This window comes from Caproicibacter sp. (genome assembly GCF_046707225.1).
Lineage (GTDB): Bacteria > Bacillota > Clostridia > Oscillospirales > Acutalibacteraceae > Caproicibacter.
This window is the reverse complement of record NZ_JBJKOP010000044.1, coordinates 20,037-46,884: the sequence shown is the minus strand read 5'-3', so window position 1 is coordinate 46,884 and position 26,848 is coordinate 20,037. Positions and strand designations below refer to the sequence as shown.

Here is a 26,848-nt window from a genome sequence, read left to right as displayed (position 1 = left end):
ACGGCGCCCATCAGGTCGCCGAGCTGATCGCTTGTCATCTTGAAATTGGTGAGGAACTTCGCAACGTCCGGAGCTTTCTCATCCAGCTTTTTCGAGCCGAGCTTGTGGATGGATTCCGCTTCGCCGTAAGTGCCCTTCGGGTCTTTCAGGAATTTTAAGTCCCACTTGGCGAACATCCAGTGCGGCTGCCAGCCGGTCACGACAATCGGTTCCTTGTTGTCAATAGCCTTTTTCAGCGCCGCCGTCATGGTCGGGCCGCTGCCCGGCATCAGCTTGTAATCAAGGCCGTAATCCTTCAGCGCCTTGTCGGTCGTCGTCATAATTCCCGCGCCGGAATCGATGCCGACGATGGTGCCGTCGAATTTGTCTTTGTTGGCGTTTAACTGGTCGATGCTGTCGATATCGACATAGGACGGAACGACCAGCCCGATTTTCGCGTTGTCAAAGCTGACCCCGTAATCCTTCACTTCGGAACCGTATTTGTCCATATAACTTTTATGGGTGACGGGAAGCCAGCAATCCAGGAAAACGTCGGTGCCGCCGCTTGCCAGAGAAGCAAATACCGGCGCGACGTCCGTCTGAACCTGCTTGGTATCGTACCCCATCTTATCTTTTAAAATCGCGCTCATCAGGTTCGTCATGGCGATATCTTCCGACCAGTTGACGTAACCGATTTGAATCTCGGGCTTCGTTCCCCCGTTATTCGCGCTGCCTGTCTGGCTCGCCGCGGAGCTGCTTCCCCCGTTCTGTGCGCATCCCGCCAGCATACCCAGGCAGATTGCGCCTGCCAGTATTGCCGCTGTAATTGATTTCTTCATTTCAATCCCCTTTCAGAATAGAATGTGTGAATTTATTGAAAAGCCCCGAAAGGCGTTTTCCGGTAAGATTATTTTGCGCTCATCTTTTTTCGGTTTGATTTGCCGATTCCCTGCGTGATGCGGTCCAGAATCATCGCGAGGATGACGACGGCGAGGCCGCCCTCGAATCCCTTGCCGACCTGCAGCTGCGTGATGCCCTGCAGCACGGTGATGCCGAGGCCCTCCGCACCGATCATGGAGGAGATGACCACCATGGAAAGCGAAAGCATGATCGTCTGGTTCAGCCCGGCCAGGATGGTCGGCATTGCGAGAGGAATCTGCACCTTGAACAGCATCTGGTTCCCGGTGCAGCCGAAGGAGCGCGCCGCTTCGATCACGTCGCCCGGAACCTGCCGGATGCCGAGGTTTGTCAGGCGGACGGCGGGCGGCATGGCGAAGATCACGGTCGCGACCGCGCCCGGCACCACGCCGAGGTCAAAGAAATAAACCGCGGGAATCAGGTACACAAAGGCGGGCATGGTCTGCATGAAATCCAGAATCGGCCGGATGATGCGGTTGGCCGATTCGCTGCGCGACATCCAGATGCCGACCGGAATCCCGATGATCAGGGCGATCAGCGTGGAGGTTATGACCAGAGCCAGCGTTTCCATCGTCTCCGCCCAAAGGCCGATGGAGACGACGACCAGAAGTCCGATCGCGGTAAAAATCGCGGTGCCGCGGCTGGCGAGACGCCAGGCGAGCAGCGCCAGAATCAGGATCATGACATAGAACGGGATAAAGGCGAACAGGTGTTCGAAGGAAGTTACGACCCAGAGCAGAATCATCTTGATCCCGCCGAAAAATCCGGCCCAGTTTTTCGTCATCCAGTCGATGGCTTTCTCTACCACATCCCCGATTGGAAGTCTATACATTTTCATCATCCTCCCCGAGGATACCCGACAGAACGGATACTTTCATAATAATGCCCACTACTTTCTGCTCCTCGTCGACCACGACGATCGGGTATTTGGAATTGATGACGAGGGGAAGAAGTGTTTCAATGGAGGTGTCGGGCGAAACGGTCTCCACATTTGTGTCAATGGCGTTCTTGACGCTCTCCGGTTCATGGGTGCCTGCTTTCAGCAGGTCCACCGCTTTGTCGATGGAGAGAATCCCTTTCAGGTGCCGGTCCTTGTCAACGACGAAAATGCTGGAGATGGAGGCTTCCCTCATTTTGCGAACGGCAACCCGCACGCCGTCTTTCGCGTAGGCGATGGGGTCCGGCCTTCTCATAATGGTGGAGGCGGTCACGACCTTGACGCGGTTGACGTCCTGTACGAATTCGCGGACGTAATCGTCCGCCGGATTCGTGAGGATGTCCTCCGGTGTGCCGGTCTGCACGATAACGCCGTCCTTCATGATCGCGATTTTGTCGCCGAGTTTCAGCGCCTCGTCAAGGTCATGCGTGATAAAGATGATGGTCTTGTGCATCTTGGTCTGCAGCGCCAGCAGTTCGTCCTGCATCTCCTTGCGGATCAGCGGGTCAAGCGCGCTGAACGCTTCGTCCATCAGAAGAATATCCGGGTCGTTCGCCAGCGCGCGCGCCAGACCGACGCGCTGCTGCATGCCGCCGGAAAGCTGGGAGGGCATGCGGTCCTCGTGTCCCTCCAGCCCCACCAGGCGCAGCGCTTCGCGCGCCCTTTCGCGGCGGGTGTTCGGGTCGATGCCCTGAATTTCAAGCCCGAATTCCACGTTGCTTTCCACCGTGCGGTGCGGCAGCAGGGCGAAATTCTGAAAAACCATCGCGATCTTTTTGCGGCGGATTTTCAAAAGGGCTTCTTTATTGCTGGCGGCGATGTTTTCGCCGTCGATCCGCACTTCGCCGGCAGTCGGCCGGATGAGCAGGTTCAGGCAGCGGATCAGCGTGGACTTTCCGCTGCCGGAAAGCCCCATCACGACGAAGATTTCGCCTTCCTCCACCTGAAAGTTCGCGTTGTTCACGCCGACTCCGTGTCCCGTGGACTTCAGAATTTCGGCTTTCCCCTTCCCTTTTTCAAGAAGCGGGATGATCTTTTTTGGATTGGAACCGAAAATTTTATATAAATTTTTGACCTCTACTTTCGGCATTCCATCACTCCCTTAATCCGATCAATTCGAAATATGATCGGTTCATTTTTAAAAACAGACAACTCTATTATAACTTGCAGGTTGCAGGATGTCAACCTCACGGAACATAAATTGTAAATAAATGGAAATCAAAACGGGCTCTTTCCCGGTCTCATGAATTGCATCCCCCGCGGTTTTGCGGTAGAATAATAAAAGCGCGGATGGCCGGCAGGCTGTTCGCATATAATGATAGGCAATATGGTTCTTTACAGGATTGAATGGGATTTTGGAGGGATTCGGCATGTGGGATCGGTCAATATTAAAATCAAACGCGAAAGTCGCCCTGCGCGGACGTTACTGGACCGCTTTTCTGGTTACTTTTATTTTTTTGTTTTTAACCGAAGGCTTTCAGCTTGTGAACCCGGGGTTCTGGCACAGGTTCGGAGTTTTTCCGTGGTTTTCCGCCGAAACGCGAGCGGCGGGCAATTTTATATGGAGTTTCCATTTCGGGTGGCTTGGAATATTGTACGCGGTTTTTATCGTGCAGCCCCTGGTCATCGGAGTTTCCCGCTACTTTGTCCGCAATCATTACGAGTCCGCCGAGGTGGAAACCGCGTTCAGCGGGTTCCGATGGAATTACATGAACGGCGTGGGTGCTATGTTTATCACGGAGCTTTTTATTTTTCTCTGGACTTTGCTTCTGATCATTCCGGGAATTGTAAAGGGATTGGAGTACAGCATGGTTCCGTTTCTTCTTTCCGACAATCCGTCCCTGCCCGGCGAGCGCGCGCGGCAAATCAGCCGCCGGATGACGGACGGCCAGAAGGGCGCGATCTTCATTTTTGACCTGTCCTTTCTGGGATGGTTTCTGCTGGGGGCGCTCTGCTTTGGCGTCGGCATGCTGTTTGTTCTGCCGTATTACAGCGCGGCGCAGGCGGAGCTTTATTTATTCCTGCGCGACCGGGCGCTGCGTATGGAATTTGTCCGCCCAGAAGAGCTCTGTCTGGGCCGCTCCGGCGCGCAGCTTTGATTCCGGCTTTGCCCGTCTTTGTAGAATTCCCTGATTGACCCGGATTCATGCCGGAATTCAAAAAACGAAAAGAAAAATGAGAAAGCAAACCTTTACTTCCTAAATATTCCAATCCATCTGCCGATATATATTTTATCAAGAAGCAAAGCAGGGTGTTTTATGGCGGTAGAAGGAATTGCGGCGGCTTCCACGGCCGTTCAGACGGCGGATTCCGGGCAGAACACGGAACAGGACCGGATTTCGGAGCTGGTCCGACTCGAGCAGGATGTGCAGAAGCTCAAAACGGATTACAAGGACAAGGCGAACAAAAGCGGGATGTCACAGACCGAAGTCACCAGTAAAATCAGGAAATATGAAAAGCTGATTGCGAAAATCGAGCAGGAGATTCGCCAGATTAAGCGGAAGGAATCCTCGCGCCCGGTCGAGCTGAAAAAGAAAGACGGAAAAGACGGCGGCTCACGCAGCGACAGCACGGTGCTTTCCATGGCCGCGCTGAAAGCGTCTTACCGCATGCTGATTCCGGCCTCCGGCCCGACGGCGGTGCAGGAGGTCTCGGAAGAGAGCAAAGCGGACCTGAGCACGCAGGCCGGCGGGACTCTGGACGAACTGGTTTAGGAAAAACGCAAAAAAATCCCCCCACGCGGAGTTTTCAGAAACCGCGCGGGGGGATTTTTCAGTCGCTATGGAATTTTTACCGGGATTTTTCGTACAGATCCTGAATCAGCCGGAGAATGTTTTCGGCGGAACGGGATTTGTCGAAGCCCTTGCAGGAGGAGCGCATTTCGCTCAGCTTGCGGTTGTCCGCAAGCAGAGAGCGGATGGTCTCTCCGCAGTCCTGGCCGTTTTCCAGCTTGACGGCCATGTTATGGGTCAGAAGAAAGTTGGCGTTGTCCTCTTCCTGGCCGGGGATGGCGTCGAAAACGGCCAGCGGAATCCCGCAGGCGAGCGCCTCCGAAACGGTCAGCCCGCCGGGCTTTGTAATTAAAAGGTCCGCGGCGTGCATATAATTTTCAACCTCATTGGTGAAAAGAACCAGTTTGGTCGGCTTGGGGCTGTCCGGAATCAGCTTGGCGAATTCCTCGTAAAGGCGCTCGTTGCGCCCGGTGATGACGATCATCTGAAAATTCTGCTCCAGCCGCACAATCTGCCGGTAGATTTTCAGGATGTTGGTTACGCCGAAGCTGCCCGCCATAATCAGGATGGTGGCAAGGTCCGGGTCCAGCCCGATCTTTTTCAGAAACGCGGGCCGGTCGCCCGCCGTGAAGAAGACATTTTCGACCGGAATCCCGAACGGGTAAATCTTTTCTTTCGGGACGCCCATCGCTTCCATTTCGGAGATCATATCGCCGTTCGCGACCACATAGGCGTCCACGTGGTCGGCAACCCACGCGCGGTGCGGGCCGTAATCGGTCATCAGGCAGATCAGCGGCGCCGTGACGGCGCCCGCCCATTTCAGGTGAGAGATCATTTCGGTCGCGAACGGGTGGGTGGATATAATCACATCCGGTCTTTCCCGCTCCAGAAGCGGTATCAGCTTCAGGCTGAACACGCCGCTGAACCGGGCGACCAGGGTGGAGAGAAGGCTTTCTTCGTTTGTTTTGCGGTAAAGCTGGCCGAACACCTTCGGCGTCTTTGTCGCAAGAAAATGATACCCGTCGCAGACGGTTTTGTTCAGAACGCTGCTGATGCTTTTCAGCGCGTCGACCACAACCACTTCGCTGCCGGCGGAGTTCTTTGAAATATAGGCCTGTATGGCGCGGGAGGCGCGGATATGTCCGCCGCCGGTTGCCGCGGTTAGAATTAAGAGTTTCACGTAAACACCCCTGAATTTGATCATTTACGGAGCTTTCACCGGTTATACCGGAATGATTATATCATATATTTGGAAAAGATACCATGCCCCGGCGGTGCAAAAGCGCAGGTTAAAATGGTAACAGGACTGTGACTTTACGCGGGGCGGAGCAGGGGATATAATGGAGTCGCGGCCGCATGGCCGAACAGGGGGTACGTGCATGATTGCTGAAAATAAGGCCCTGCAGCCTCAGGCCGTGGGAAAACCCGGAATGAAAACCAAAGCGGCAGTTGCCGGCGCGCTGGTCTTGCTGATCGTCGCGGGTGCGGTGCTGGGGCACAGCCTCTACTCCGGATATAAACATTCCAGGGAGGTATCCGCCGCGATCGACACCGACGCGTTCTATTCCGGAATTGTCGTTCAGGGCATCGACCTGGGCGGGAAAAGCATGAGCGAGGCGAAAGCGGCCGTGGAAGCGGCCCTGCCCGGCGCGCAGAGCCCGGTGGAGCTCCAGATTGCCGGCGCAGGCAAAACCTGGCGGATTACGAATAAGAATCTGAAGTTTCAATATAATACGAATGATGTTCTGAAAGAGGCCTACGCCTGGGCGCGCAGCGGGGACCGGGAAGAACGCTACCGGCAGGTGCAAAGCCTGAAGACCTCGCCAAAAACCTATACGGTGACGAGCAAAGTGGAGGAATCGTCCCTCGAGTCCGCGCTGAACGCCGTCGCCGATGAAGTGGATACCGCCGCGCAGAACCCGCGTGTGACCGCTTTCAACACGGAGACAAAGCAGTTTTCGTTTGAAAACGGGAAAAACGGCGTTTCGGTCGACCGGAAAAGACTGCTCGCGGGGGCAAAATCCGTGCTGGAGTCCGGCGGGGTGGGAAAGGTTTCGCTTTCAACCGGGGAAGTCCCGTTTGAAGGCACGCTTGACGATTTGAAAGCCCACATGAAATTGCTGGGAACTTTCAGCACGGTGAGTAAAAACAACGCGAACGGAACCTATAATATGACGAGAGCGCTCCTTTCCGCAAACGGAGTCTGTGTGGAACCGGGGGCAACATTCTCCTTTTTCGGCACCGCGGGAGAGTGCGGCCAGGCGCAGGGCTACAGGCAGGCCGGGGCGATCTTAAACGGGAAGCTGGTTCAGGAATACGGCGGCGGCATCTGCCAGGCTTCCACCACCGTTTACGGCGCCGCGGTACGCGCCGGAATGAAAATAACCGAGCGGTACAATCACTCCATCCCGTCCAGCTACTGCCCGATCGGGCAGGACGCGACCGTCAGCTTCCCGAGTCTGGATTTTAAATTCACCAATCCGGCCGATTATCCCGTGTACCTGGTCACGTCCGTGAAAAACCGCGTGCTGACGGCAGCCGTCTACGGCTATCATCCGGACGGATATGATTCGGTCGACGTCGTTTCGCAGGTGACCGATACCATCACCGCCCCGGCGCAGGCGCAGTATATTCTTGACCCGGCGCTGAAAAAGGGCGAAATTAAGATGACCTCCAAGGCGCGCAGCGGATATAAGGTGACGGCGCAGAGAATTTTTCGCAGGAACGGGACGTCGGTAAAAACCGAAGACCTGCCGTCTTCCTATTATCGGCCGCAGCCGGCTTACTATTCCTACGGCAAGGGGACCGAACTGACCCGCGACTCCGCGGCGCGGGGCGCTTCTTCGCAGACAGCGTCCTCCAAACCCGCGTCCTCCAAGCCGGTGGCATCCTCCAAACCTGCGTCCTCCCCGTCGTCCGCGGCGAAGGTTTCCTCTGCTCCGCCCGCTTCCTCCGCTCCGGCCTCCTCTTCGCCGGTTTCCGAAGATTCCGCCGCGGGCGCGGCGGCGAACGACGATGTTACCGCGCAGGGGGAACCCGCGGCATGAAACGGCGGCGGGACGCTGCGCCGCGCGAAAAACAACTTGACTTTTATGCCGCAATCTGCAAAAATGGTGATGGCGGCAGGCTTGACTTTTCAAAAGCCGGATGTGCCGTTTTCTAGACTTCACAACAAGCGGAACCGCGCCTGCGGAAAACGCTGTCTTGGAAAGGAAGAACCGATTTGACTGAGACGCATACGCCGGTAATCAGTGTTGTGATACCTGTTTACAATGTTGAAAAATACGTGGGAAAATGCCTTTTATCACTGGAGGAGCAGACCTTTGGGAATTTTGAAATTATCGCCGTCAACGACGGTTCCACCGACGGCTCCCTTGAAATTCTGCGCCATTTTGAAGAAAAATATGACAATATCACGGTCGTCGACCAGAAAAACGCGGGAATGTCCCAGGCGAGAAATGCCGGCATGGCCGTCGCGCGGGGGGAATACCTGACCTTTGTCGACAGCGACGACTATGTCGCGCCGACTTTTCTGGAGGAACTGCACGACGCGTGCGTGAATTACGGCGCGGATATTTCGTGCTGTTATTATTACTACCATTTTATCGACAGCGATTTTCTGTTTGAATATCCCTTTCGCTGCAAGGGCGTCTTTAACCGCGCGCAGGCCATGAATAAGCTTCTGCGCGACGTGCAGATTCAAAGCCTGGTGTGGAACAAGCTGTACCGCCGCAGCCTGTTTACGGATTACGGCATCACCTTTCCCACCATGTGCTTTGAGGACATGGCCACCGCAAACAAGGTGTTCGCCCACGCGAACCGGGTCGTCGTTCTGGACCGTCCCCTTTATTACTACAATCAGCACTCCATGAGCACGCTCGCGACCATGAACGCGAATAAGATCAACGACTTTATCCGCGCGATCGCGATGGTCCGGATTTCCCTTGAAAAAAACGGCCTGTTTGAAAAATATAAAAAAAGTTATCTTGCGCTGACCAGAAAAACCTGCAACTGCTGTTATTTGTATGTATTAAAAATGCATGGCGAGAAAAAATGTATGCGTGGGTGTATGACAAACATGCGGCAGATTTCCAAAGCGATGCGGGTCTACTCCGCGGATAAGATCAGTTCCAAGGCACTGTGCGAATTTTCAGAAGTGGTTGCCTCGCCGGAAAAGCTGGAGGAAAACTACTCGGTTCGATAGTCTGCGGCGGGAACGTAAACGAGGTGAGCGACGGGTGCCGTCGGAACGGTTGGTGGCGGAAAATACAAAACGGCGAAAGATCTTTCAGGCGGCGCTGTTTTCGCTGACGCTCGGAATGCTGGTCTATTTCTGCGTTTCCGGAAACAATCTTGCCGTTTTGATTCAAAGTCTGCCGAACATCAGCTTTTTCTGGATGCTCTGCGCCGCGGCGAGCGTCTTTTTGAACTGGATGATGGACAGCCTGATCATTCACACCCTGATTTTCCATACCAGCGGCGGCCGGTATGGATTCGGCAGCGCGTTTCGGGTCACGATGGTGGGGCAGTACTTTAACTCCATCACGCCCTACGCGCTGGCGGGCCAGCCCATGCAGTTTCTCGCGCTGACCGGGCAGGGAATTTCCACCGGGGTCGCCGTTTCGACGCTTGTCAAAAAATTTCTGACGTACCAGACCTCCCTTACCGTGTATTCCCTGCTGGTCATTCTGGTGAAATACCAGTTTTTTCAAAGCAGGATTCAGGGCTTTATGGCGCTGGCATTCGTCGGATTTCTGTACCAGGCCGCCGTGGTCGTCGCGCTGGTTCTGTTTTCCTACAGTCCGGGGTTCACCACAAAACTCATCCGCGGCGCCGTGTGGGTCCTGACCCGGGTTCACCTGGTGAAAAAACCGCAGGAAACGAGAGAAAAGGTGAAGGGCCAGCTGGAGTTTTTTCTGGAAAACAACCGTGCCCTTCAGGGAAAGCGTTCGCTCGGCGTTAAAATATACGGCTTTACGGTCATTCAGCTGACGGCGCTTTTTCTGGTGCCTTTTTTTATTTATAAGGCCTTTCACAACCCCGGCGCTCCCGTTATCGATATGATTTCGGCGCAGAGCTTCGTCACTATGATATCCGGCTACACCCCGCTGCCCGGCGCGGCGGGTGCGGCCGAGGGGAGCTTCCTCGTTATTTTCCAGATGTTTTTCGCGCCGGGAATCATTCAGCAGGCGATGCTTTTGTGGCGCCTGCTGGCCTACTATTCCTGCATTGTGGTCGGGGCGTTTTTCGCGGTTCCGGAGCGCAGGCGGGCCGGCATGAAAGCCGCGCGCGCGGCGGACGCGGCGGAGCAGCCGGCCCCCGAAGCCGGGCAGGCGGCAAACAGCGGAGGAATCAAACATGAATGACGGTTTTTTAAAAATTGCGGCGGCCACTCCGGAAATCCGGGTGGCCGACTGCCGGTATAATCTTGAGTCGGTCTGGGCTCTGATGCAGGAATGCGAAAAACGCGGCGTCGCCGCGGCCGCGTTTCCGGAGCTTTGCCTGACGGGCTACACCTGCGGCGACCTGTTCCGCGACCGGACGCTGATTTCCGGCGCGGAATCGGCCCTTGCCGAACTGCTGGCCCGGTCGCAGAGGCTCAATCTGCTCACGCTGGTCGGACTGCCGGTCGCGGTCGGCGCGGACCTTTACAACTGCGCGGCGGTCTTCTGCCGCGGCGAGCTTCTGGGGCTGGTGCCAAAAACGAACCTGCCGAACTACACCGAATTTTACGAAGCGCGGTATTTTACGCCCGGCCCGGATTATCGGCAGGTAACCCTCTGCGGGCGGGAGGTTCCGCTCGGGCGGGATCTTGTGTTCCGCTGCGGCAGCGTGCCCGGCCTTTCGGTCGGCGCCGAAATCTGCGAGGACCTGTGGGTCCCCTGCCCGCCGTCGGTGCATCTGGCGCAGAGCGGCGCGACGGTGATATTCAATCTTTCCGCAAGCGATGAAATCATCGGGAAAGCCCCTTACCGCCGCGACCTGGTGAGGATGCAGTCCGGGCACCTGGTCTGCGCTTACTGCTACGCGGACGCGGGCGAGGGCGAATCCTCGACCGATCTGGTCTACACCGGGCACAGCGTCATTGCCGAAAACGGGACGGTGCTCGCGGAATCGGAACAGTTCACGACCGGCCTGACCGCGGCGGACGTGGATTTGGAGCGACTTTCTCAGGAACGCCTGCGCATGACGACCTGGCGCAACGAGGGCGCCGCCCATGAAATCGAGTTTTCCATTGAAATGCCGGAATTTAAGCTGGAGCGGAAATTCCCCGCGACGCCGTTTGTTCCGGACGACGTCCGCGACCTTGCGGAACGCTGCGAAATGATCTTGAACCTGCAGGCCGCCGGACTGAAAACCAGGCTCAGGCACACCGGCTCCAAGTGCGCCGTAATCGGCGTTTCCGGCGGGCTGGACTCCACCCTTGCCCTGCTGGTCGTCGCGCGGGCGTTCGATTTGCTGGGCATGGACCATAAGGGGATTCTGGCCGTGACAATGCCGGGCTTCGGCACCACCGGCCGAACCCGCGGCAACGCGCAGAAGCTGGCGGAGTTTTTAAACGCGCGGTTTCTGGAGGTGCCGATCGGCGACTCGGTTTCAAGGCACTTTCAGGACATTGGGCACGACCCGGAAAACCGGGACGTCACCTATGAAAACGCGCAGGCGCGCGAGCGCACGCAGGTTCTGATGGACCTTGCAAACCAGCACGGCGGGCTGGTGATCGGTACGGGCGATTTGTCGGAGCTGGCGCTCGGCTGGGCGACTTACAACGGGGACATCATGTCGATGTACGGGGTGAACTGCTCGATTCCGAAGACGCTGGTGCGGCATCTGGTGCACCACGCGGCGGTGACCGGCCCGGAGGAGCTTCGCGCTTTGCTGGAGGATGTTCTCGATACTCCCGTCAGCCCGGAGCTGCTTCCGCCGGAAGAAAACGGAGAAATTGCCCAGAAGACGGAGCACATCGTCGGCCCGTACGAGCTGCACGATTTCTTCCTGTACTACATGATGCGCTTCGGCTTCACGCCGGGGAAAATTTACCGCATGGCGCTTTCCGCGTTTGAGGGGCAGTATGACGGAGCAACGGTGAAAAAGTGGCTGGGCGAATTCTACCGCCGCTTTTTCACGAACCAGTTTAAGCGTTCCGCCCTGCCGGACGGGCCGAAGGTCGGCTCTGTTTCGCTGTCTCAGCGCGGCGACTGGCGCATGCCGAGCGACGCTTCCGCGGCGCTTTGGAGCAGGGAAATCGAGAGGCTCTGAGCCTCCTTCCCGGGGTGACGAAACCGTCTGTGCTTTCCTTTGTTCCGCGGCCGCTTCGGTTTTTAACGCCGCAGATCACTTGACAAAGTAAATTCCGCTTGGTATACTTAACTAAGTTTAGTTCCAAAGGCGGAATGACAACTCTTTGGAGCAGTGCCTTTTTTGGGGAACAATCAGAGGAATCCGATGAAATATTCGGGTTCCTTTTTCTTTTCCTGCGCGGAACGGAAATTGTTCGCCGGGGGAACAAAACCGGTGAAGCCAACGCGGCTTTACTGGGAGAGACGGAGCGTCCGGGGCGGCTCCGGACGTAAATCACCGGAAAAGGAGTCTGATGAAATGGAAAACGTGAATGCCTGGATTAAAATAATTGACGGATGGGTCTGGGGGATTCCGCTGATCGCGATGATCCTGATCCTTGGCGTTCTGCTGACGGTGCGGCTGCGCGTCGTTCAGATCAGGGAGATGCCGAACGCGTTCCGCTTCATGCGCAGCAGCGGGGACGGGGCCGCGGGGGAAGTGAGCAGCTTTGCGGCGCTCTGCACGGCCCTTTCCGCGACCGTGGGCACCGGCAATATTGTCGGCGTTGCGACGGCCATCGGCGTCGGGGGGCCCGGCGCGCTGTTCTGGATGATTCTGACCGCGTGCTTCGGCATGGCGACAAAGTATTCGGAGGCGACGCTCGCCGTCAAATACCGCGATGTTGATGAAGACGGGCATGTTCTGGGCGGGACCTTCTACTACATCGAGCGCGGCATGCAGGAGCGGTTCCACATCAGCTTTCGCTGGCTTGCGAAGCTGTTCGCGTTTTTCGGCGCGGCAGCCGGCCTGCTTGGCATCGGCACCATGACGCAGATCAACGGCATCACCAGCGCGGTGCAGGATTTCGCCGATCCGCAGCAGGCGTACACCATTACGATTTTCGGAATGAAATACACCTGGGCGCTCGTGATTACCGCCGTGGTCGTCACAGCGCTGACCGCCCTGGTCATCGTGGGCGGGATTAGGCGCATTTCCAGCGTGGCGCAGGTCGTCGTGCCATTTATGTTCGTGGTTTATGTGGTCTGCGGTGTTTACCTGCTGATCTATAACGCGGGCCGTCTGCCCGCGGCGTTCGGGGCGATTTTCTCCGGCGCGTTCCGCGGCACGGCGGCGGTCGGCGGCTTTGCGGGCGCGGCGGTTTCGGCCGCGATCCAGAAGGGAATTTCCCGCGGAATCTTCTCCAACGAGGCAGGCCTCGGCAGCGCGCCGATTGCGGCGGCTGCCGGGCAGGTGGACTGGGCCGCTCAGCAGGGCCTGGTTTCCATGCTCGGGACCTTCTTCGACACCATCATTATCTGCAATATCACGGGCCTTTGCATTATCGCTTCGGACGCGTGGAAGGTGCCGGGGCTGGAGGGCGTCCAGATTACCTCCGACGCGTTTCGGAAGGGGTTCTTCTTCGCCCCGCGCGTCGGCGAGTTTATCATTATGGCCTGTCTGGTCCTGTTTGCCTTTACGACCATCCTCGGCTGGAATTACTACGGTTCCCGCTGCGTTGAGTATCTGAGCAACAAAAACATGGGCGCGGTCAAGGTTTACAGCTGGCTGTGGGTGCTCGCCGTTCTGGTCGGCCCGTTCCTGACGGTCAGCGCCGTGTGGAACATCGCGGACATCCTGAACGGCCTGATGGCGTTCCCCAACCTGATTGCCCTGTTCTGCCTGAGCGGCGTGGTCGCGCGCGAAACGGACAAATTCCTCGACCACATGAGAAAGCATCCGGTGAAATGACCGCGGATTGACTCTTCCTTCGGGGCATGTTAAAATGAGAACAGATCGGCGCCGGAGGGAAAGCCCCCGGCGCTTTTGCGTGGGAAAAGGAGAACGGAAATGGAAAAACATACCGCGGCGGTTTTTGACCTTGACGGAACGCTGCTCGATTCGCTGACCGTGTGGAGCCGGGTGGACCGCGAATTTCTGCGGCGGAGGGGCCTTGAGGTGCCGCCGGATTATACCGAAACGGTATCCGCGATGAGCTTTACCGAGGCGGCGCGCTATACCGTCGGCCGGTTCGCCCTGCCGGAAGCGCCGGAGGAGCTCATCCGCGAGTGGAACGGCATGGTCGCGCGGGAATACGCGCAGCGCATCGCGCTGAAGCCGGGCGCGCGGGAATGCCTGCGCGTTCTGGAGGAACGCGGGGTCAGACTCGGCGTGGCGACCGCGCTGCCGGAAGAGCTGTACGGCCCGGCGCTGAAGCATAACGGAATCTACGGCTGCTTCGGCGCGTTTGCCTCCGTGACGGAAACCGCCCGGGGAAAGGGGTTCCCGGACGTTTACCTGCTGTGCGCCGAACGTCTCGGCGTTACGCCCGGTTCCTGCGCGGTTTTTGAGGACGTGCTGCCCGGCCTGATCGGTGCAAAGGCGGCTGGGATGAACGCGGTCGGCGTGTACGATGAAAATTCCAATCTCTGCGAAAAGGACGCGCTTTCCGTCGGCGACGGATATGTCCGCAGCCTGGAGGAGTTGACAGAAGAAAAATTTTATCGGAAGTTCTTCTGAGCCTATTTACTTTGCCGATAAAATTGATTATAATACAAAATTAATTCCCGCAATCCAACGAAGGATCTGCGGGAAACCCATTTTTACAGGGAAGCCGGTGACATGGATGGACGAAAAAAGAGCGGCGGCACGAACCGGCCCGCGGTCGGCGGAGCGGGGGCGGATTGCCGGTTTGCTGCTGCAAAGGACCGGCCCGCTCGAATTCCGGTCGGTTCTCGACGTCGGGTGCCGGCGCGGTGAGCTTTTGGAGCTGCTCCTTGCGGAACATCCCGGAATCCGCGCCTGCGGAATCGACCTGTCGGAGCGGCGGATCAAAGCGGCGGCGGAGCAGCTTGGCGGGCGCGCGCAGGTAACGGTCGGCGACGCGGAAAACCTGCCGTATCCGGACGCGTCGTTCGACCTGCTGATTTGCGGCAACTCGATCCGCCGATGCCAAAACCCCGCGCGGGCGGTCAACCAGTTTTACCGGGTGCTGAGAAAGGACGGAACGCTGATCCTGTTCGGATACGGGAGGACGCCGGCCGGACTGACTCTTGCGCGGGTGGTCGCACGCTACGCAGGGGAATCCGGCGGAACGTGCTCCGCAAAAGAAATCCGTGAAATTTTGGGGCGTTCGGCGTTCCGGAACGTCGAATGGGAATCCCCGATTAAGAACGTGTACTTCGCGGCAGGTAAAAAGTAACGGCCGGAACGGAAAAAACGGCGCGCGGTTGATTCCGCGCGCCGTTGGTCTGCTGCTTATTCCGTGAAAAACATACTTTTAAGATACCCTTTGCCGGTCTCCGTTTTAAAAATCCGTTCCAAAGCCGACCGGGCTGCTTCCCGCGTGCAGCCGTCCTCATACAGGTTGACGAGGAAGTCCGCTTCCACCAGAATCTGATAATCGATTCCGTCGATTCCGTCATAGGTGTGGTGATGCCCGATCAGGTAGCAGACCCGGTCCGTAAATTCAGTCGGCAGGTCAAACGGTTTTAGAAGCTCCCGCGCCACCGGAGGGCCTTCCAGTTCCTGATACCGGCCCGCGGAGGAGCCGTATTTCCGCTCGCTCTCATGGATGCCGATGTCGTGAAGCACCGCCGCGGCTTCCAAGACCTTGCGCCGCGCCGGGGAGAGACCCTCTTCCCCGCCGATCGCTTTGGAAAACGCGTAAACCTTCAGCGCGTGCTGAATTCGTCTGGGGTCGCCCGCGTTGCAGCGGAGCATTTCCGAAATCAGGCGCGAAACGGAGTATTCCATGCGACGTTCCCTCCCGCTCAATTCAATCGGCTTATTTTCGGGCGCCCAGGGTTTTCAGCAGGGTCTTTTCGCTGCTGCCGTCGCAGACCGCGACGATTTCATCGTTCGGAAGAAAGGAAGTCAGGCCGTTCGGGATAATCAGCGTTTCGTTTCGCACGATGGAAATGATCAGCGAGCCGTTCGGCAGGGTCAGGTCGCGCAGCGTGACGCCGCTGAGCGCCGTGTCTTCCGGCAGCTTGAGCGCGCTGATGGACGCCCGCCCTTTGTTCAGCGTGGCCAGCAGGTGCATCTGGGCGCTGTCGACTTCCTGTTCGATCATGTTGGTGATGATCTCCGTGCTGCTCACGGCGATATCCGGGCCGAGCTTGCGCAGCGCGTCCAGGTTGCGGGGGTCGTTGTTCCTCGCGATCACCTTTTTGATTTTAAATTCCTTTTTCGCAAGCTGAGAAGCGACAAGGTTGTCCTGGTCGCTTCCGGTAACGGCGATAAAGCAGTCCGCGCTTTTCGCGCCGGCTTCTTCCAGCGCGTCCAGCTCGGTGCCGTCGCCGAAAATTACCTCGGCGTCAAGGTCGTTGGCGAGGCGGGTGCATTTCACCTTGTCCTTTTCAATCAGTTTGACGGTGTATTTCCGTTCCAGCATGTTGCGCGCAATCTGGTTGCCCAGTTTGCCGCCGCCGACAATGATGATCTTCATCAGAAATCCTCCTTCGGTCAGTCGATCACGGACGCAAGGACGACGCGGTCGCCCTCTTCCAGAACCGAATTTTCATTGCCGCCCCGGCACAGGGTCATCTGACCGTCGGAGGTAATGACCCCGAAGATCACTTCGCCGTCGTCTTTGGGGACTTCGGAAAGCCTGATGCCGTTGTGTGCGCGGTCAACCTCTTTAATGTGGAACGTCGCGGTGGACGTTCCGAGCGTCATGGTTTTCGATTCCCACGGAAGCGTCAGCGCGGTCGAGAGGGCGTCCCCCGCCAGCTTGGTCGGGCAAACCGTTTTCAGGCCGAAGCTCTTGAACACATTTTCGCGCAGGGGGTCCGAAATGCGGGCCACCACGTTTTCAATCCCGAAAAATTCCCGCGCCATCTGTGAAACCGTGATATTCAGGTTGTCGTCCGGCGTAACGACCGCCATGGCGTCGCAGCCTTCCACGCCGGCGTTGCGAAGAGCCTTGATGTCCATCGGCATCCCGACGATGGTAATGCCGCTGAAATCCTTTTTCAGGTTGTGAAAAGAGTCCGGGTCGGCGTCCACGACGGTGACGTCGTGCCCCTCTTTATCCAGAATTCCTGCAAGCCTTGAGCCGAGGCGCCCACAGCCGATGACAAGTACGTTCACTGATGCTCTCCCCCTGTATTATGAATGCTGTATCAGATCAACCCCGCCGGAAAAGCACCGCGTAAAACGCCGCGCCGTCCGGGGAAAGGAAAAATCACCGGGAATATGACCGCAGGCGGGTTATAAAAACCCGCCTGCTTGTTTCATTTTGGCCCGCCCGGAGGGATTTGAACCCCCGGCCTTCAGAATCGGAATCTGCTGCGATATCCAGCTTCGCCACGGGCGGATAACTACTGTATTATAACACAGTTGCGGCAAAAGTCAAATGCCAAAAAAGAGAAAAGACGCCGCGAATTCAACTTTTCTCATTTTCCCATTCGGAATTCGTATTATAATAGAAGAACGGTTATGAAAACAGAAAGGGAGCGCCGTATGGAGTATTTTGACCTGCACTGTGACACCGCGACGGAGTGTTATGAGAAAAGGCTGGGCTTGTCGGAGAACGGGCTGCACATCGACCTGAAAAAGACAAAGCGGTTTGACTGCTGGGCGCAGGTGTTCGCGGTTTTTATCCGCGATGAGCTGCGGGGAGAAGCCGCCTTTCACTATTTTCAGGCGGTGGTCAAAAACCTGAAGGAAAAGCTGGCCGAAGAAAAAGAAAGCGGAGCGCCCGCGCTCTGCCGGGACGGGCGGGAACTGGAACGGGCGCGGTCCGGCGGGCGGAACATGGCGCTGCTTTCCATCGAGGGGGCCGCCGCCCTCGGCGGGGAGCTTTCCAACCTTGCGAAAACGCGGGAGGAAGGCGTGCGGATGATCACGCTCACCTGGAACGGGCCGAACGAGTTGGGGGACGGCTGCATGACCCCGTCTGCGGAGGGGCTTTCCCGGTTCGGGAAAGAGGTCGTGCTGGAAATGGGAGAGCTTGGCATGACGGTCGACGTTTCCCATCTGTCGGAAAAAGGATTCTGGGACGTCGCGCGGCTTATACAGGGCCCGTTTGTCGCGACGCATTCCGACTCAAAGCGCATTACGGACCACCCGCGGAACCTGACGGACGACCAGTTCCGCGAAATCGCGGGGCGCGGCGGCGTGGTCGGGCTGAATCTGTTTTCGGAGTTCACCGGCGGCGGCGGTACTGTCGACGACCTGCTGCGGCACGCGGACCGTTTTCTGAATCTGGGCGGTGAAAAGGCGGTCGCCGTCGGGGCGGACCTGGACGGGTGCCGTCTTGAGGCTGAAGTTCGGGGCATCGGGGACATGGGTCTGCTTTACGAAGCGATGCGTGCGAGCTTCGGGGAAAAGCTCGCGGACGACATCTTTTTCAACAATGCGTACCGGTTCTTTACGCAGAACCTCAAATGATTCCGAGTCGTTTTCTGCCCGGAGGACGCGTCGATATGAAAAGGCACTGGCTGCAGGGGTAGAACCGGAAAGAAAGGAATTAAAAATGAATCAGGGGAAGCTTTACAGAAAGATTGCAAAACTGGACGGCGCGGAAATTTTCTATTTGGACACGGACGCAAAGAAACCGGCAATCCTGTGTATTCACGGAAGATGCGGACGGGCTGAGACGTGGGCCGACCTGATGCGGAGATATGGCGCGGCGTACAGGGTGATTGCGGCGGATCAGCGGGGGCACGGGCTGAGCAGCAAGCCGGTTTCCGGCTATACCGACGCGATCATGGCGGAGGATACGGTCCGGCTTATGGACCATTTACAAATCTCTTCCGCGATTGTGGTCGGTCATTCGATGGGCGGCGCCGTGGCGGGGTATCTGGCGGCGAAATACCCGGCGCGCGTAAAAGCTTTGGCGATTCTGGACAAATCGGCCGCCGGGCCTGAAAAGCCGTTTCCCGCGGAGGAATTCCGGCGGTTTAATCCCACAAAGGACTGGCCGATGCCGTTTTCTTCCTGCGAAGAGGCGGCGGAATTCCTTCGGGGAGTGGCCTGCTCCTATTTGGAATACCGGTACTTTATGAGCAGCCTTACCGAAACGGCGGAGGGCTGGGAGATGAGATTCAGCTCCGCGGCGATGGCTGAGGGAATTGCAAACTATACAGGCTGGTATCATTTGCTGCCGATGATAAAATGCCCTGTTCTTCTGATCCGTTCCGGGAGTCATGAGGCGGTGCCCGACGAGGACTTTGAGAAAATGAAGAAGCTGCTGCCCAACTGTGCCGCGCGTGAAATGTCTCACCCGGACCACAATGTACACCTTGCAGACAAAGAGGAATTCTATGGATATTTTGACAGCTTTTTAAACAGCGTGAAAGAATGAATCGGCCGCCCCGATTGTCTCGGGCGGCCGATTCCGGAAAGGAAAAATGAGTTTTCAATAACCTGCGCCGAACCGGCTTTTAAGCGTTTTGCTCTTTCAGGAATTCTTCAAACGCGTCCGCCGCGAGCAGGACGGTGTCAAGACAGCGGGTATCTTCTTTCTTGTACTTTTTCGTCAGCTCGCAGCACTCCGTGCCCCCCAGCTTTTCGGTGAATTTTTCCACCAGGGCGGCGCAGCGCTCTTTAAATTCCGGCGTAGCGTGGGCGCGTTCCTCAATCGTCATTTCGCCGAGGGCGGCGACGCAGGCGCAGAGCGCGCCGCACGTCTTTCCGCAGCCCATTCCGCCGCCGAAACCGCCGATCAGCTTAAAGGATTCTTCCGGAAGGTTCAGGTGGTATTCGTCGTTGATCGCGTGCAGCGTCGTTTCCGCGCAGTTGTTGTCTTTTCCCAGATAATAATCGCGCACTTTGTCTCTCAGCATGGAATCATCCTCTTTCTGTTGAAGAAATGCCTGTCCGAAGATTTTCGGACAGGCATATTCAGTGGAATTTGATTTAATTGCGAAAAGGTTTACTTGCTCTGCGCCTGAACGGCGGTAATGGCGACCACGCCGACGATGTCCTCGGCCTTGCAGCCGCGGGACAGGTCGTTGACCGGCTTGGCGATGCCCTGCAGAACCGGGCCGTAGGCTTCCGCTTTCGCGAGGCGCTCCACGAGCTTGTAGCCGATGTTGCCGACGTTCAGATCCGGGAAAATGAGCACGTTCGCGTGACCCGCGACCTTGCTGCCCGGAGCCTTGGAAGCCGCGACGGCAGGAACCAGGGCGGCGTCAGCCTGCAGCTCGCCGTCCAGCAGAAGGTCCGGAGCCTTTTCCTTCGCCAGCTTCGTCGCTTCCACGACCTTGTCGACCAGCGCGTCCTTGCCGCTGCCCTTGGTGGAGAAGGAAAGCATGGCGACCTTCGGCTCCGCGCCGACCAGGGACTTGAAGGTCTTGGCGGAAGCGATGGCGATTTCGGAAAGCTCGTCCGCGCTCGGGTTGATGTTCAGGCCGCTGTCCGCGAAGATGAACGTGCCGTTCTCGCCGTATTCGCAGTTCGGCACGTTGATGAGGAAGAACGCGGAGACCATCTTCGCGTCCGGAGCGGTGCGGATGATCTGCAGCGCCGGGCGGAGCGTGTTCGCGGTGGAATGGCACGCGCCGGAAACCATGCCGTCCGCGACGCCCTTTTTCACCAGCATGACGCCGAAATAGGTTGCGTCCTTCATGGTTTCGGAGGCTTTTTCCGGGGTCATGCCCTTCGCCTTGCGCATTTCATAAAAGGTGTTCGCGTAATCGTCGTGCAGATCAGTGTTTTCCGGGTCGATGATTTTTATGCCGGAAAGGTCGGCTCCGTCCGCCGCCTTCCTGATCTCCTCTTCTTTGCCGAGCAGAATCACGTTCGCGATTTTGCGTTTGACTACTTCGGCGGCCGCCGTGACGACGCGTTTATCGGTACCCTCCGGAAGGACGATCGTCTTTTTGTCGGCGATTGCCTTTTCAATCATCTGATCGATAAAATTCATTGCTTCAGACTTCCTCTCTTTGTATATGAATCATAGTGAGACGTTTGACATTTTCGCCTGTGCCGAACAGTATTCTTTGGTTATTATACCTCTTTCCAACCGGAAAAAAAAGAAAAGTTAACATTTTAACAGAGTAAAAGGCAAACGGCGCCTGGATTTCTTTCCCCGAACGGTCGAAATACCTAAAAAGGGAAGAAACAAGCGCACCGGGCTTTTTTTCGTTAGGAAATCAGGGTGGATTTCAAACAATGAAAAGCACAGGCCGGCCCGCGGAAATTTTGCCATGGCGCTGTATCCGTTTGGAATTTTGGGAGAATGAAGGGCATGAAAAAAAGAGGGCTCCCCTGCTAAGGGAGCCCCCGCCGCAAATAAACCGGATTTTTAGTAACGGGCTACGCCCATGCTTGCAATGGATGCGACCAGGCTTGCCCCAAACAGGACGCACAGCAAAATACCGACCGCAAGCATAATCAGCTGCGCGCGCGCCCAGTTCTTTTTGTTCCGGTTGCTGTTGCCGAAGCCCCAGACGAACAGCATCATGAGGTTGACGATCGGAATGACCGAAATCAGCATCATGATGATGTAGTTCCCCACGCTCAGCGGCGAGGCGTCCTCATAAGACGCCGGGTTCTGATACGCCTGCGGCGGCTGGGGCTGGTACTGTGCGGGCTGCGGCATTGGGTTTTGGTTTTCCATGTTCTGTTCCTCCTTTTTTTGACAATTTTCATCATAATACGAATGATGAAATAAAGCAAACGCTTCGAAAAAAACTTCCTATTTATCTAAAACTTTAAAAGGCCTTTCGGCCGATTTGTGGGATTAGATATTGATAAGTTTTAAACAATCCGCTATAATGAAAGCCATATGCAAGATCTTAAAACATGGGAAGGTTTTCAGGGGGAAACAAAACCGAAAGGAGCACCGATATGAACTATTCCGCAGAAGTGGAAAAAATGTGTGTGGTAACAAAGGGACCGAAACACGGCCCGGCGCCCATCCCGGAAGAGGGAAAATGGGTCAAGGCCTATGAAATCAAGGATCTTTCCGGCCTGACGCACGGCGTGGGCTGGTGCGCGCCGCAGCAGGGCGCCTGCAAGCTGACGCTGAACGTGAAGAACGGCATTGTGCAGGAGGCTCTGGTCGAAACCCTCGGCTGCTCCGGCATGACGCATTCCGCCGCGATGGCCGCGGAAATTCTGCCGGGCAAGACTTTGCTGGAGTGCCTGAACACGGACCTTGTCTGCGACGCGATCAACGTCGCGATGCGCGAGCTGTTCAAGCAGCTGGCCTACGGCCGCAGCCAGACGGCGTTTTCAGAGGACGGCCTGCCCGTCGGCGCCGGCCTCGAGGACCTGGGCAAGGGCCTGCGCTCGCAGATCGGCACCATGTACGGCACCGTGCCGAAGGGCGTTCGCTACCTTGAAATGACGGAGGGCTATGTGACGAAGCTCGCGCTGGATGAAAACAGCGAAGTCATCGGCTACCAGTTTGTCCGCCTTGGCAAAATGATGGAAGACATCCGCCACGGAGTCAGCCCGGACGAAGCCTACAAGAAAAATATCGGCCAGTACGGACGCTTCGACGGCGCGGCGAAATATATCGACCCGCGCGAAGAATGAGACCAGTGAGGAGGACAAACGAAATGGCTAACGATGTGAAATTCGAAAATAAAGAAAGAAGAATGGCCAAAATCGAAAAGTGTCTTGCCGAGTATGGCCTGGGAAGTCTTGAGGAAGCGCGCGATCTTTGCCTTTCCAAAGGGGTGGACGTTGAAAAAATCGTCAAGGGCGTTCAGCCGATCGCGTTTGACAACGCGGTTTGGGCCTACACCGTCGGCTGCGCCATCGGTTTGAAGACCGGCGTCGCGAACGCCGCGGAGGCCGCCGAAAAAATCGGCGCGGGCCTGGAATCCTTCACCGTGCCGGGCTCCGTCGCGGAACAGCGCAAGGTCGGCCTCGGCCACGGAAATCTGGGCGCGATGCTTCTGCGTGACGAGACAAAGTGTTTCTGCTTCCTCGCGGGCCACGAATCCTTCGCGGCGGCGGAAGGCGCGATCGGAATCGCCCGCTCCGCAAACTCCGCCCGCAAGGAACCGCTCCGCGTGATTCTGAACGGCCTCGGCAAAGACGCGGCATACATCATTTCCCGCATCAACGGCTTTACTTATGTCAAAACGGACTTCGATTATTTCGCGGATGAGCTGAAAGTTGTCGAGACCCGCCCGTTCTCGGACGGCGAGCGCGCGAAGGTAAAGTGCTACGGCGCGAACGACGTGCGCGAGGGCGTCGCGATCATGCAGGCGGAGGGCGTGGACGTTTCCATCACCGGCAACTCCACCAACCCGGTTCGTTTCCAGCATCTTGTGGCGGGCACCTACAAGAAATGGGCGATTGAAAACGGCAAGAAATATTTCTCCGTCGCTTCCGGCGGCGGTACCGGCCGCACCCTGCACCCGGACAATATGGGAGCGGGCCCCGCTTCCTACGGCCTGACCGATTCGATGGGCAGAATGCACGGCGACGCCCAGTTCGCCGGCTCCTCCTCCGTGCCGGCGCACGTGGAGATGATGGGCCTGATCGGCATGGGCAACAACCCGATGGTCGGCGCGACGGTCGCCTGCGCGGTTGCCGTCTACAAGGCGCTGGCGGACTGAGAAAAAGCATACGGCCGAAGCAATTCGGCTGGTTTGGTCCGGGCCGCTGCCATACGGCCCGGCGGGAGCATGACGGGGCGTCATGCTCCTTTTTTTTATATTGGAAAGACGAGGTGATCTCATGGAACCGGCACTGGCATATTTGGAACAGGACCCGCTTCTGCACACGGACATGCTGGAAAGCGTCCGCCGCGGCAGCGCCCGCGTTCTGCAGGCGGAGGAGAACGGCGTGCTGCTGTACGACACGGGCAGCGGCGCGTACACGCTCAGCGCAAAAAGCGAGGAAGCGGCCCGGCGGCTGCTTTCGGCGGCGGAGCGCGCGGAGCTGGTCGTGGCGCACCGGAAGTACGGGATGGAATACGCCGAAGAAAAATTCGGCCTGCACACCCGGCTGCAGGTTTGCAACGCGGTCTATTTTGGCGAAAGCCCGCTGCCCGCAGACAAAAATCCGGCCCAAATCAGGGCTTTGGATGAAACTTTTTTGCCGTTTGTCAAAGAGCATTATCAAAACATCGACGACGAAGACTACCTGCGGGAGCGGCTGCGCTCCGGCGAGACGTTCGGCGCTTTTGTGCGGGGCGAGCCCGCCGGGTTCATCGGGCGGCACGACGACGGTGCAATGGGTATGCTGGAGGTTCTGCCCGAATACCGCCGACGGGGAATCGCAAGGCAGCTGGAAACATTCCAGGCCAACCGGCTGCTGCGGAACGGCCGGGTTCCGTACGCGCAGATTAAAGCCGGAAACGCGGCGTCCGTCGCGCTTCACCGTGGGCTTGGGTTCCGTTTTTCGGAGTATTCCATTTGCTGGCTGATGCGGTAGTGGGACAGAATGTTTACAAAAAGGTAATGGGAATAACAGTTTTGTCATTCCCGGATTTTCCTCTTTTACGAACGGGTTCGTTGGAGTATAATAAGGAAAGAAAGCGACCGTCAACGCATTGAGCCGGGAAAGGAACCGTTCGCGTATGCAGCCTATCAGTGAAAAAGTGGTGCGCCGAAAAAAAAGACGCAGGAGGCTTTTTCTGTGGCGGACTGCCGTTTGTCTGTGCCTTTTATCTCTGCTGGTCGCGGTGGTCAAGGGCACGACCGCGGTGGTGGCGGATCTTTCAGGCTCCCGGCCGGCTTTCTCCTCACAGAGTGATTCTTCCGCGCGGCCGGCTTCTTCGGCACGGCAGACCGCGGCTGCCGAATCTTTCGCACCGGCCGTGTCTTCACAGGCCTCGGTTTCTTCCCGGGCGCCTGCTGCCGACCCGTCGTCTTTGGGGAACGCGCCTTCTTCGGAGTCCGGGCCGCCGCCCGGCAGGCAGGCGGCGCAGGGCTGGTTTTCCGACGCGCTGTTTATCGGGGACAGCCGAACAGAGGGGCTGAGAAACTACGACGGTTTATCCGGCGCGACCTATTATGCCTTAAAAGGGCTGATGGTCAACACGGTATACACCCGGCGCGAAATTATGGACAACGGGTCGAAAAAGACCGTGATGGAGGCTCAGGCGAAGCATCCGTTCGGCAAAATCTATGTGATGCTTGGCGTGAACGAGCTGGGCTGGTCCAGCATGCAGTCGTTTGTGGACGATTATTCCAAAATGGTGAAAGACCTGAAAAAAGACCATCCGAAGGCGGAAATTTATCTTCAGGCGATTTTTCCGGTTTCCGCGCAAAAATCGGCTGAAAGCTCCATTTATAAAAACAGCAAAATCGTCTCCTACAATCAGGCGATTCAAAAAATTGCAAAAGATCAGAAGGTCATCTATCTGGATACGGCGCGGGCGGTTTCTGAAAACGGCGTTTTGCCGGAGGATGCCTCGACGGACGGGGTTCATCTGAATTCCGAATACTGCGCCAAATGGTGCGATTATCTGAAAGCAAACGAGTGAATACGGGGGAGCGGGAATGAAAAAGGGAATTCTATGCGCAGCGGCTGTGCTGCTGCTTTTGCTGCCGGGCTGCTCCGGCGGGAGGGCCGCTCAAACGGCGGATGTACAGAAAATTGCGGACGGTCTGATCGGAAGCGTAAAGTTTCAGGACCAGATGTCCGAAATCAAACAGGATATGGCAATTCAAATCTACGGAATCGACTCCGGCGACGTCGTAAAGGCCGCCGTGTATGAAAGCACCGGCGCGACCGCGGAAGAGGTCGCCGCGTTTGAGGCAAAGGACGATCAGGCCGCCGGCCGGGTGAAAGAAAAAGCGGAAGAGCGGATCACGACGCAAAGGGCGGGTTTTCAGGATTACCAGCCCGCCGAAATGGCAAAGCTGCAGGACCCGGTTCTTGTGCAAAAAGGAAAATACGTGGTTCTGTGCGTTTCGAACGACAATGAAACCGCGAAAAAGACCATAGACGGGTTCCTGTCCTGACAGACGGGAATCAAAAGCCCGGAAGAGGCGGCAAAAGCCGCTTTTCCGGGCTTTGTTCGGCCTTTTTTAGGTATTGACAAAAAAGATAAAATGAGGTAGTTTATAGTAGAAGGATGTATTCTTCATACATGATTCGGGATGAACCCGATTCTTTGGCAAATTAGGCGGCCAGGACTGCAAAACGATAGCTGAAGCTATTCGAAAAGATGCTGGAAGGCTCTTGTTTTGGGGGCTTTCTTTTTTATTTACAAAAAAGGGAAACCGACCCAAAGGTTCGTACCGTAAAGGATCGAAGCAATCAAGAATGAAAATAGAGTTTTATGTTTCGCCGCGCGGAGTCTTATTTAAATTAGTCGTTTATGGGGATGAAATCATTGTTCGGAAACCGCAACAATTTAGTGACAACCATGCAGGATCAGGTTTATCAGATCCTGAAAAGCGAGATATGCGACGGAACCTATTCGCCCGGCCAGTGGCTGCAGGAAAAGGAACTGGCGGAACATCTGCACGTGAGCCGTTCGCCGATTCGCGACGCTCTGCGCAAGCTGTCGAATGACGGCCTGGTGGACACAATTCCCAACAAGGGCACCTTTGTGCGGGTGTTCACCGCGAAGGACATCGACGAAGTATTTGAATTCCGGGTTCTGCTTGAGTCGCAGGCCATCCGCAAATCGCCCCGGTTTCTGACGCCGGAGATGAAGAAAGTCATTGCCGGCTGTCTGGAAAATCTGAAAAAAACCTATCAAAGCAACGATCTGAAAAATTATATCGAGCATGATACCACGCTGCACTCGCTGATTATCAGCCTGGGCGGCAACAGCCTGATCGAATCGACCTATGACAAGATACACTCCATCATTCAGCCCTTTCGCATTTATTCGCTGGTCAGCCGCCAGAGGTTTGACGAATCCATTGTGGAGCATGAAGGAATTGTAAGCAATATTCTTGCCGGAGACGTTGAAAAGGCGGAGGAGATCAACCGCAGTCATTTAGCTCTGGCAAAGGAAAAGGTGATTGAATATATCACCAGCAAGGAATACCTTTCCAAATGTATCCGGACCGATTCGTAAAAACTCTGTAAAATAAACTTAGCCCGCCAAGTATACGGTGTGTTGTATACA

Annotated in this window: 27 protein-coding genes and 1 tRNA gene; 17 read left to right on the top strand and 11 right to left on the bottom strand. The window is 56.7% G+C overall.

The genetic code is table 11. From position 1 onward, the window contains the following. The 3 genes from ACLQ3M_RS12550 to ACLQ3M_RS12540 all read right to left on the bottom strand — a co-directional run. The coding region (locus tag ACLQ3M_RS12550) for a glycine betaine ABC transporter substrate-binding protein (protein ID WP_411678025.1) at positions 1-818 on the bottom strand (818 nt) is incomplete at its 3' end. Between the two features lie 68 nt (positions 819-886). Further along, the gene (locus ACLQ3M_RS12545; RefSeq protein ID WP_411678024.1) at positions 887-1,729 is read right to left on the bottom strand and encodes an ABC transporter permease; all 843 of its coding nucleotides are present in this window, start codon (positions 1,727-1,729) and stop codon (positions 887-889) included. Further along, a complete protein-coding gene (locus ACLQ3M_RS12540; RefSeq protein ID WP_411678023.1) occupies positions 1,722-2,924 on the bottom strand; it encodes a quaternary amine ABC transporter ATP-binding protein in 1,203 nt (400 codons plus the stop codon). The genes ACLQ3M_RS12545 and ACLQ3M_RS12540 overlap by 8 nt, the downstream gene beginning before the upstream one ends. A gap of 280 nt (positions 2,925-3,204) precedes the next feature. On the opposite strand from ACLQ3M_RS12540, the gene ACLQ3M_RS12535 reads away from it, so the two are divergent. Together ACLQ3M_RS12535 and ACLQ3M_RS12530 are read left to right on the top strand one after the other, a co-directional pair. Continuing rightward, the gene (locus ACLQ3M_RS12535) at positions 3,205-3,933 is read left to right on the top strand and encodes a DUF975 family protein (RefSeq protein WP_411678022.1); all 729 of its coding nucleotides are present in this window, start codon (positions 3,205-3,207) and stop codon (positions 3,931-3,933) included. Between the two features lie 159 nt (positions 3,934-4,092). Further along, positions 4,093-4,548, top strand: coding sequence for a hypothetical protein (locus tag ACLQ3M_RS12530; protein ID WP_411678021.1), 456 nt, complete (start codon positions 4,093-4,095; stop codon positions 4,546-4,548). 76 nt (positions 4,549-4,624) lie between these two features. On the opposite strand, the gene ACLQ3M_RS12525 is transcribed toward ACLQ3M_RS12530, so the two are convergent. Next, on the bottom strand, positions 4,625-5,746 hold the full coding sequence (locus tag ACLQ3M_RS12525; protein ID WP_411678020.1) for an MGDG synthase family glycosyltransferase: 1,122 nt from the start codon (positions 5,744-5,746) through the stop codon (positions 4,625-4,627). Between the two features lie 199 nt (positions 5,747-5,945). On the opposite strand from ACLQ3M_RS12525, the gene ACLQ3M_RS12520 reads away from it, so the two are divergent. The 7 genes from ACLQ3M_RS12520 to ACLQ3M_RS12490 all read left to right on the top strand — a co-directional run bounded on the left by ACLQ3M_RS12520 (position 5,946) and on the right by ACLQ3M_RS12490 (position 15,046). Continuing rightward, on the top strand, positions 5,946-7,613 hold the full coding sequence (locus tag ACLQ3M_RS12520) for a VanW family protein (protein WP_411678019.1): 1,668 nt from the start codon (positions 5,946-5,948) through the stop codon (positions 7,611-7,613). A gap of 176 nt (positions 7,614-7,789) precedes the next feature. After that, complete coding sequence (locus ACLQ3M_RS12515; RefSeq protein ID WP_411678018.1) at positions 7,790-8,770, top strand: glycosyltransferase; 981 nt, start codon at positions 7,790-7,792, stop codon at positions 8,768-8,770. A gap of 34 nt (positions 8,771-8,804) precedes the next feature. Beyond that, entirely contained in the window at positions 8,805-9,932 is a 1,128-nt protein-coding gene (locus tag ACLQ3M_RS12510) for a lysylphosphatidylglycerol synthase transmembrane domain-containing protein (protein WP_411678017.1), read from the top strand. Beyond that, positions 9,925-11,826, top strand: a complete 1,902-nt coding sequence (locus ACLQ3M_RS12505) for an NAD(+) synthase (protein WP_411678016.1) — start codon at positions 9,925-9,927, stop codon at positions 11,824-11,826. The genes ACLQ3M_RS12510 and ACLQ3M_RS12505 overlap by 8 nt, the downstream gene beginning before the upstream one ends. A gap of 339 nt (positions 11,827-12,165) precedes the next feature. After that, a complete protein-coding gene (locus tag ACLQ3M_RS12500; RefSeq protein ID WP_411678015.1) occupies positions 12,166-13,596 on the top strand; it encodes an alanine/glycine:cation symporter family protein in 1,431 nt (476 codons plus the stop codon). Positions 13,597-13,695: 99 nt separating this feature from the next. Further along, a complete protein-coding gene (locus ACLQ3M_RS12495) occupies positions 13,696-14,364 on the top strand; it encodes an HAD family hydrolase (RefSeq protein ID WP_411678014.1) in 669 nt (222 codons plus the stop codon). Positions 14,365-14,470: 106 nt separating this feature from the next. After that, positions 14,471-15,046 (top strand): class I SAM-dependent methyltransferase, encoded by a 576-nt coding sequence (locus ACLQ3M_RS12490; protein ID WP_411678013.1) that lies wholly within the window; start codon positions 14,471-14,473, stop codon positions 15,044-15,046. A 56-nt stretch (positions 15,047-15,102) separates the two neighbouring features. On the opposite strand, the gene ACLQ3M_RS12485 is transcribed toward ACLQ3M_RS12490, so the two are convergent. From ACLQ3M_RS12485 to ACLQ3M_RS12470, 4 genes are all read right to left on the bottom strand, one after another. Next, a complete protein-coding gene (locus ACLQ3M_RS12485) occupies positions 15,103-15,600 on the bottom strand; it encodes an HD domain-containing protein (RefSeq protein ID WP_411678012.1) in 498 nt (165 codons plus the stop codon). A gap of 31 nt (positions 15,601-15,631) precedes the next feature. Then, entirely contained in the window at positions 15,632-16,294 is a 663-nt protein-coding gene (locus tag ACLQ3M_RS12480) for a potassium channel family protein (RefSeq protein ID WP_411678011.1), read from the bottom strand. Positions 16,295-16,311: 17 nt separating this feature from the next. Then, positions 16,312-16,938: a potassium channel family protein gene (locus ACLQ3M_RS12475; RefSeq protein WP_411678010.1), complete on the bottom strand. Its 627-nt coding sequence runs from the start codon at positions 16,936-16,938 to the stop codon at positions 16,312-16,314. Between the two features lie 149 nt (positions 16,939-17,087). After that, positions 17,088-17,164: transfer RNA gene (locus ACLQ3M_RS12470), tRNA-Arg, on the bottom strand. Between the two features lie 122 nt (positions 17,165-17,286). On the opposite strand from ACLQ3M_RS12470, the gene ACLQ3M_RS12465 reads away from it, so the two are divergent. After that, a complete protein-coding gene (locus ACLQ3M_RS12465; protein WP_411678009.1) occupies positions 17,287-18,240 on the top strand; it encodes a dipeptidase in 954 nt (317 codons plus the stop codon). Positions 18,241-18,325: 85 nt separating this feature from the next. After that, positions 18,326-19,156 carry an alpha/beta fold hydrolase gene (locus tag ACLQ3M_RS12460; protein ID WP_411678008.1) on the top strand — a complete coding sequence of 277 codons (831 nt, stop codon included), beginning with the start codon at positions 18,326-18,328 and terminating at the stop codon, positions 19,154-19,156. Positions 19,157-19,235: 79 nt separating this feature from the next. Here the strand turns inward: ACLQ3M_RS12460 and ACLQ3M_RS12455 are convergent, their stop codons facing one another. The 3 genes from ACLQ3M_RS12455 to ACLQ3M_RS12445 all read right to left on the bottom strand — a co-directional run bounded on the left by ACLQ3M_RS12455 (position 19,236) and on the right by ACLQ3M_RS12445 (position 21,415). Continuing rightward, positions 19,236-19,637: a C-GCAxxG-C-C family (seleno)protein gene (locus ACLQ3M_RS12455; protein WP_411678007.1), complete on the bottom strand. Its 402-nt coding sequence runs from the start codon at positions 19,635-19,637 to the stop codon at positions 19,236-19,238. Positions 19,638-19,726: 89 nt separating this feature from the next. Then, positions 19,727-20,719: a phosphate acetyltransferase gene (pta, locus tag ACLQ3M_RS12450; protein WP_411678006.1), complete on the bottom strand. Its 993-nt coding sequence runs from the start codon at positions 20,717-20,719 to the stop codon at positions 19,727-19,729. A gap of 381 nt (positions 20,720-21,100) precedes the next feature. Then, on the bottom strand, positions 21,101-21,415 hold the full coding sequence (locus tag ACLQ3M_RS12445) for a hypothetical protein (protein ID WP_411678005.1): 315 nt from the start codon (positions 21,413-21,415) through the stop codon (positions 21,101-21,103). Positions 21,416-21,645: 230 nt separating this feature from the next. Here ACLQ3M_RS12445 and ACLQ3M_RS12440 point away from each other — a divergent pair, with 230 nt between their 5' ends. The 6 genes from ACLQ3M_RS12440 (at position 21,646) to ACLQ3M_RS12415 (ending at position 26,797) form a co-directional block, all read left to right on the top strand. Further along, entirely contained in the window at positions 21,646-22,338 is a 693-nt protein-coding gene (locus tag ACLQ3M_RS12440) for an iron-sulfur cluster assembly scaffold protein (RefSeq protein WP_066645591.1), read from the top strand. A 23-nt stretch (positions 22,339-22,361) separates the two neighbouring features. After that, on the top strand, positions 22,362-23,372 hold the full coding sequence (locus ACLQ3M_RS12435) for a GGGtGRT protein (RefSeq protein ID WP_411678004.1): 1,011 nt from the start codon (positions 22,362-22,364) through the stop codon (positions 23,370-23,372). A 121-nt stretch (positions 23,373-23,493) separates the two neighbouring features. Further along, entirely contained in the window at positions 23,494-24,192 is a 699-nt protein-coding gene (locus ACLQ3M_RS12430; protein ID WP_411678003.1) for a GNAT family N-acetyltransferase, read from the top strand. Between the two features lie 145 nt (positions 24,193-24,337). Next, a complete protein-coding gene (locus tag ACLQ3M_RS12425) occupies positions 24,338-25,246 on the top strand; it encodes a GDSL-type esterase/lipase family protein (RefSeq protein WP_411678002.1) in 909 nt (302 codons plus the stop codon). Between the two features lie 16 nt (positions 25,247-25,262). After that, positions 25,263-25,727 (top strand): DUF4358 domain-containing protein, encoded by a 465-nt coding sequence (locus ACLQ3M_RS12420; protein WP_411678001.1) that lies wholly within the window; start codon positions 25,263-25,265, stop codon positions 25,725-25,727. A 365-nt stretch (positions 25,728-26,092) separates the two neighbouring features. Next, positions 26,093-26,797, top strand: coding sequence for a GntR family transcriptional regulator (locus ACLQ3M_RS12415; RefSeq protein ID WP_411678000.1), 705 nt, complete (start codon positions 26,093-26,095; stop codon positions 26,795-26,797). Positions 26,798-26,848 lie beyond the last annotated feature (51 nt).

What these genes read in the sequence shown, in the direction of transcription:
- ACLQ3M_RS12545 (WP_411678024.1), bottom strand. Translation starts at nt 1,729, where the DNA reads ATGTATAGACTTCCAATCGGGGATGTGGTAGAGAAAGCCATCGACTGG.
- ACLQ3M_RS12425 (WP_411678002.1), top strand. Translation starts at nt 24,338, where the DNA reads ATGCAGCCTATCAGTGAAAAAGTGGTGCGCCGAAAAAAAAGACGCAGG.
- ACLQ3M_RS12415 (WP_411678000.1), top strand. Translation starts at nt 26,093, where the DNA reads ATGAAATCATTGTTCGGAAACCGCAACAATTTAGTGACAACCATGCAG.
- ACLQ3M_RS12500 (WP_411678015.1), top strand. Translation starts at nt 12,166, where the DNA reads ATGGAAAACGTGAATGCCTGGATTAAAATAATTGACGGATGGGTCTGG.
- pta (WP_411678006.1), bottom strand. Translation starts at nt 20,719, where the DNA reads ATGAATTTTATCGATCAGATGATTGAAAAGGCAATCGCCGACAAAAAG.
- ACLQ3M_RS12495 (WP_411678014.1), top strand. Translation starts at nt 13,696, where the DNA reads ATGGAAAAACATACCGCGGCGGTTTTTGACCTTGACGGAACGCTGCTC.
- ACLQ3M_RS12530 (WP_411678021.1), top strand. Translation starts at nt 4,093, where the DNA reads ATGGCGGTAGAAGGAATTGCGGCGGCTTCCACGGCCGTTCAGACGGCG.
- ACLQ3M_RS12435 (WP_411678004.1), top strand. Translation starts at nt 22,362, where the DNA reads ATGGCTAACGATGTGAAATTCGAAAATAAAGAAAGAAGAATGGCCAAA.
- ACLQ3M_RS12430 (WP_411678003.1), top strand. Translation starts at nt 23,494, where the DNA reads ATGGAACCGGCACTGGCATATTTGGAACAGGACCCGCTTCTGCACACG.
- ACLQ3M_RS12520 (WP_411678019.1), top strand. Translation starts at nt 5,946, where the DNA reads ATGATTGCTGAAAATAAGGCCCTGCAGCCTCAGGCCGTGGGAAAACCC.
- ACLQ3M_RS12535 (WP_411678022.1), top strand. Translation starts at nt 3,205, where the DNA reads ATGTGGGATCGGTCAATATTAAAATCAAACGCGAAAGTCGCCCTGCGC.
- ACLQ3M_RS12480 (WP_411678011.1), bottom strand. Translation starts at nt 16,294, where the DNA reads ATGAAGATCATCATTGTCGGCGGCGGCAAACTGGGCAACCAGATTGCG.
- ACLQ3M_RS12460 (WP_411678008.1), top strand. Translation starts at nt 18,326, where the DNA reads ATGAATCAGGGGAAGCTTTACAGAAAGATTGCAAAACTGGACGGCGCG.
- ACLQ3M_RS12505 (WP_411678016.1), top strand. Translation starts at nt 9,925, where the DNA reads ATGAATGACGGTTTTTTAAAAATTGCGGCGGCCACTCCGGAAATCCGG.
- ACLQ3M_RS12465 (WP_411678009.1), top strand. Translation starts at nt 17,287, where the DNA reads ATGAAAACAGAAAGGGAGCGCCGTATGGAGTATTTTGACCTGCACTGT.
- ACLQ3M_RS12540 (WP_411678023.1), bottom strand. Translation starts at nt 2,924, where the DNA reads ATGCCGAAAGTAGAGGTCAAAAATTTATATAAAATTTTCGGTTCCAAT.
- ACLQ3M_RS12440 (WP_066645591.1), top strand. Translation starts at nt 21,646, where the DNA reads ATGAACTATTCCGCAGAAGTGGAAAAAATGTGTGTGGTAACAAAGGGA.
- ACLQ3M_RS12445 (WP_411678005.1), bottom strand. Translation starts at nt 21,415, where the DNA reads ATGGAAAACCAAAACCCAATGCCGCAGCCCGCACAGTACCAGCCCCAG.
- ACLQ3M_RS12485 (WP_411678012.1), bottom strand. Translation starts at nt 15,600, where the DNA reads ATGGAATACTCCGTTTCGCGCCTGATTTCGGAAATGCTCCGCTGCAAC.
- ACLQ3M_RS12455 (WP_411678007.1), bottom strand. Translation starts at nt 19,637, where the DNA reads ATGCTGAGAGACAAAGTGCGCGATTATTATCTGGGAAAAGACAACAAC.
- ACLQ3M_RS12420 (WP_411678001.1), top strand. Translation starts at nt 25,263, where the DNA reads ATGAAAAAGGGAATTCTATGCGCAGCGGCTGTGCTGCTGCTTTTGCTG.
- ACLQ3M_RS12490 (WP_411678013.1), top strand. Translation starts at nt 14,471, where the DNA reads ATGGACGAAAAAAGAGCGGCGGCACGAACCGGCCCGCGGTCGGCGGAG.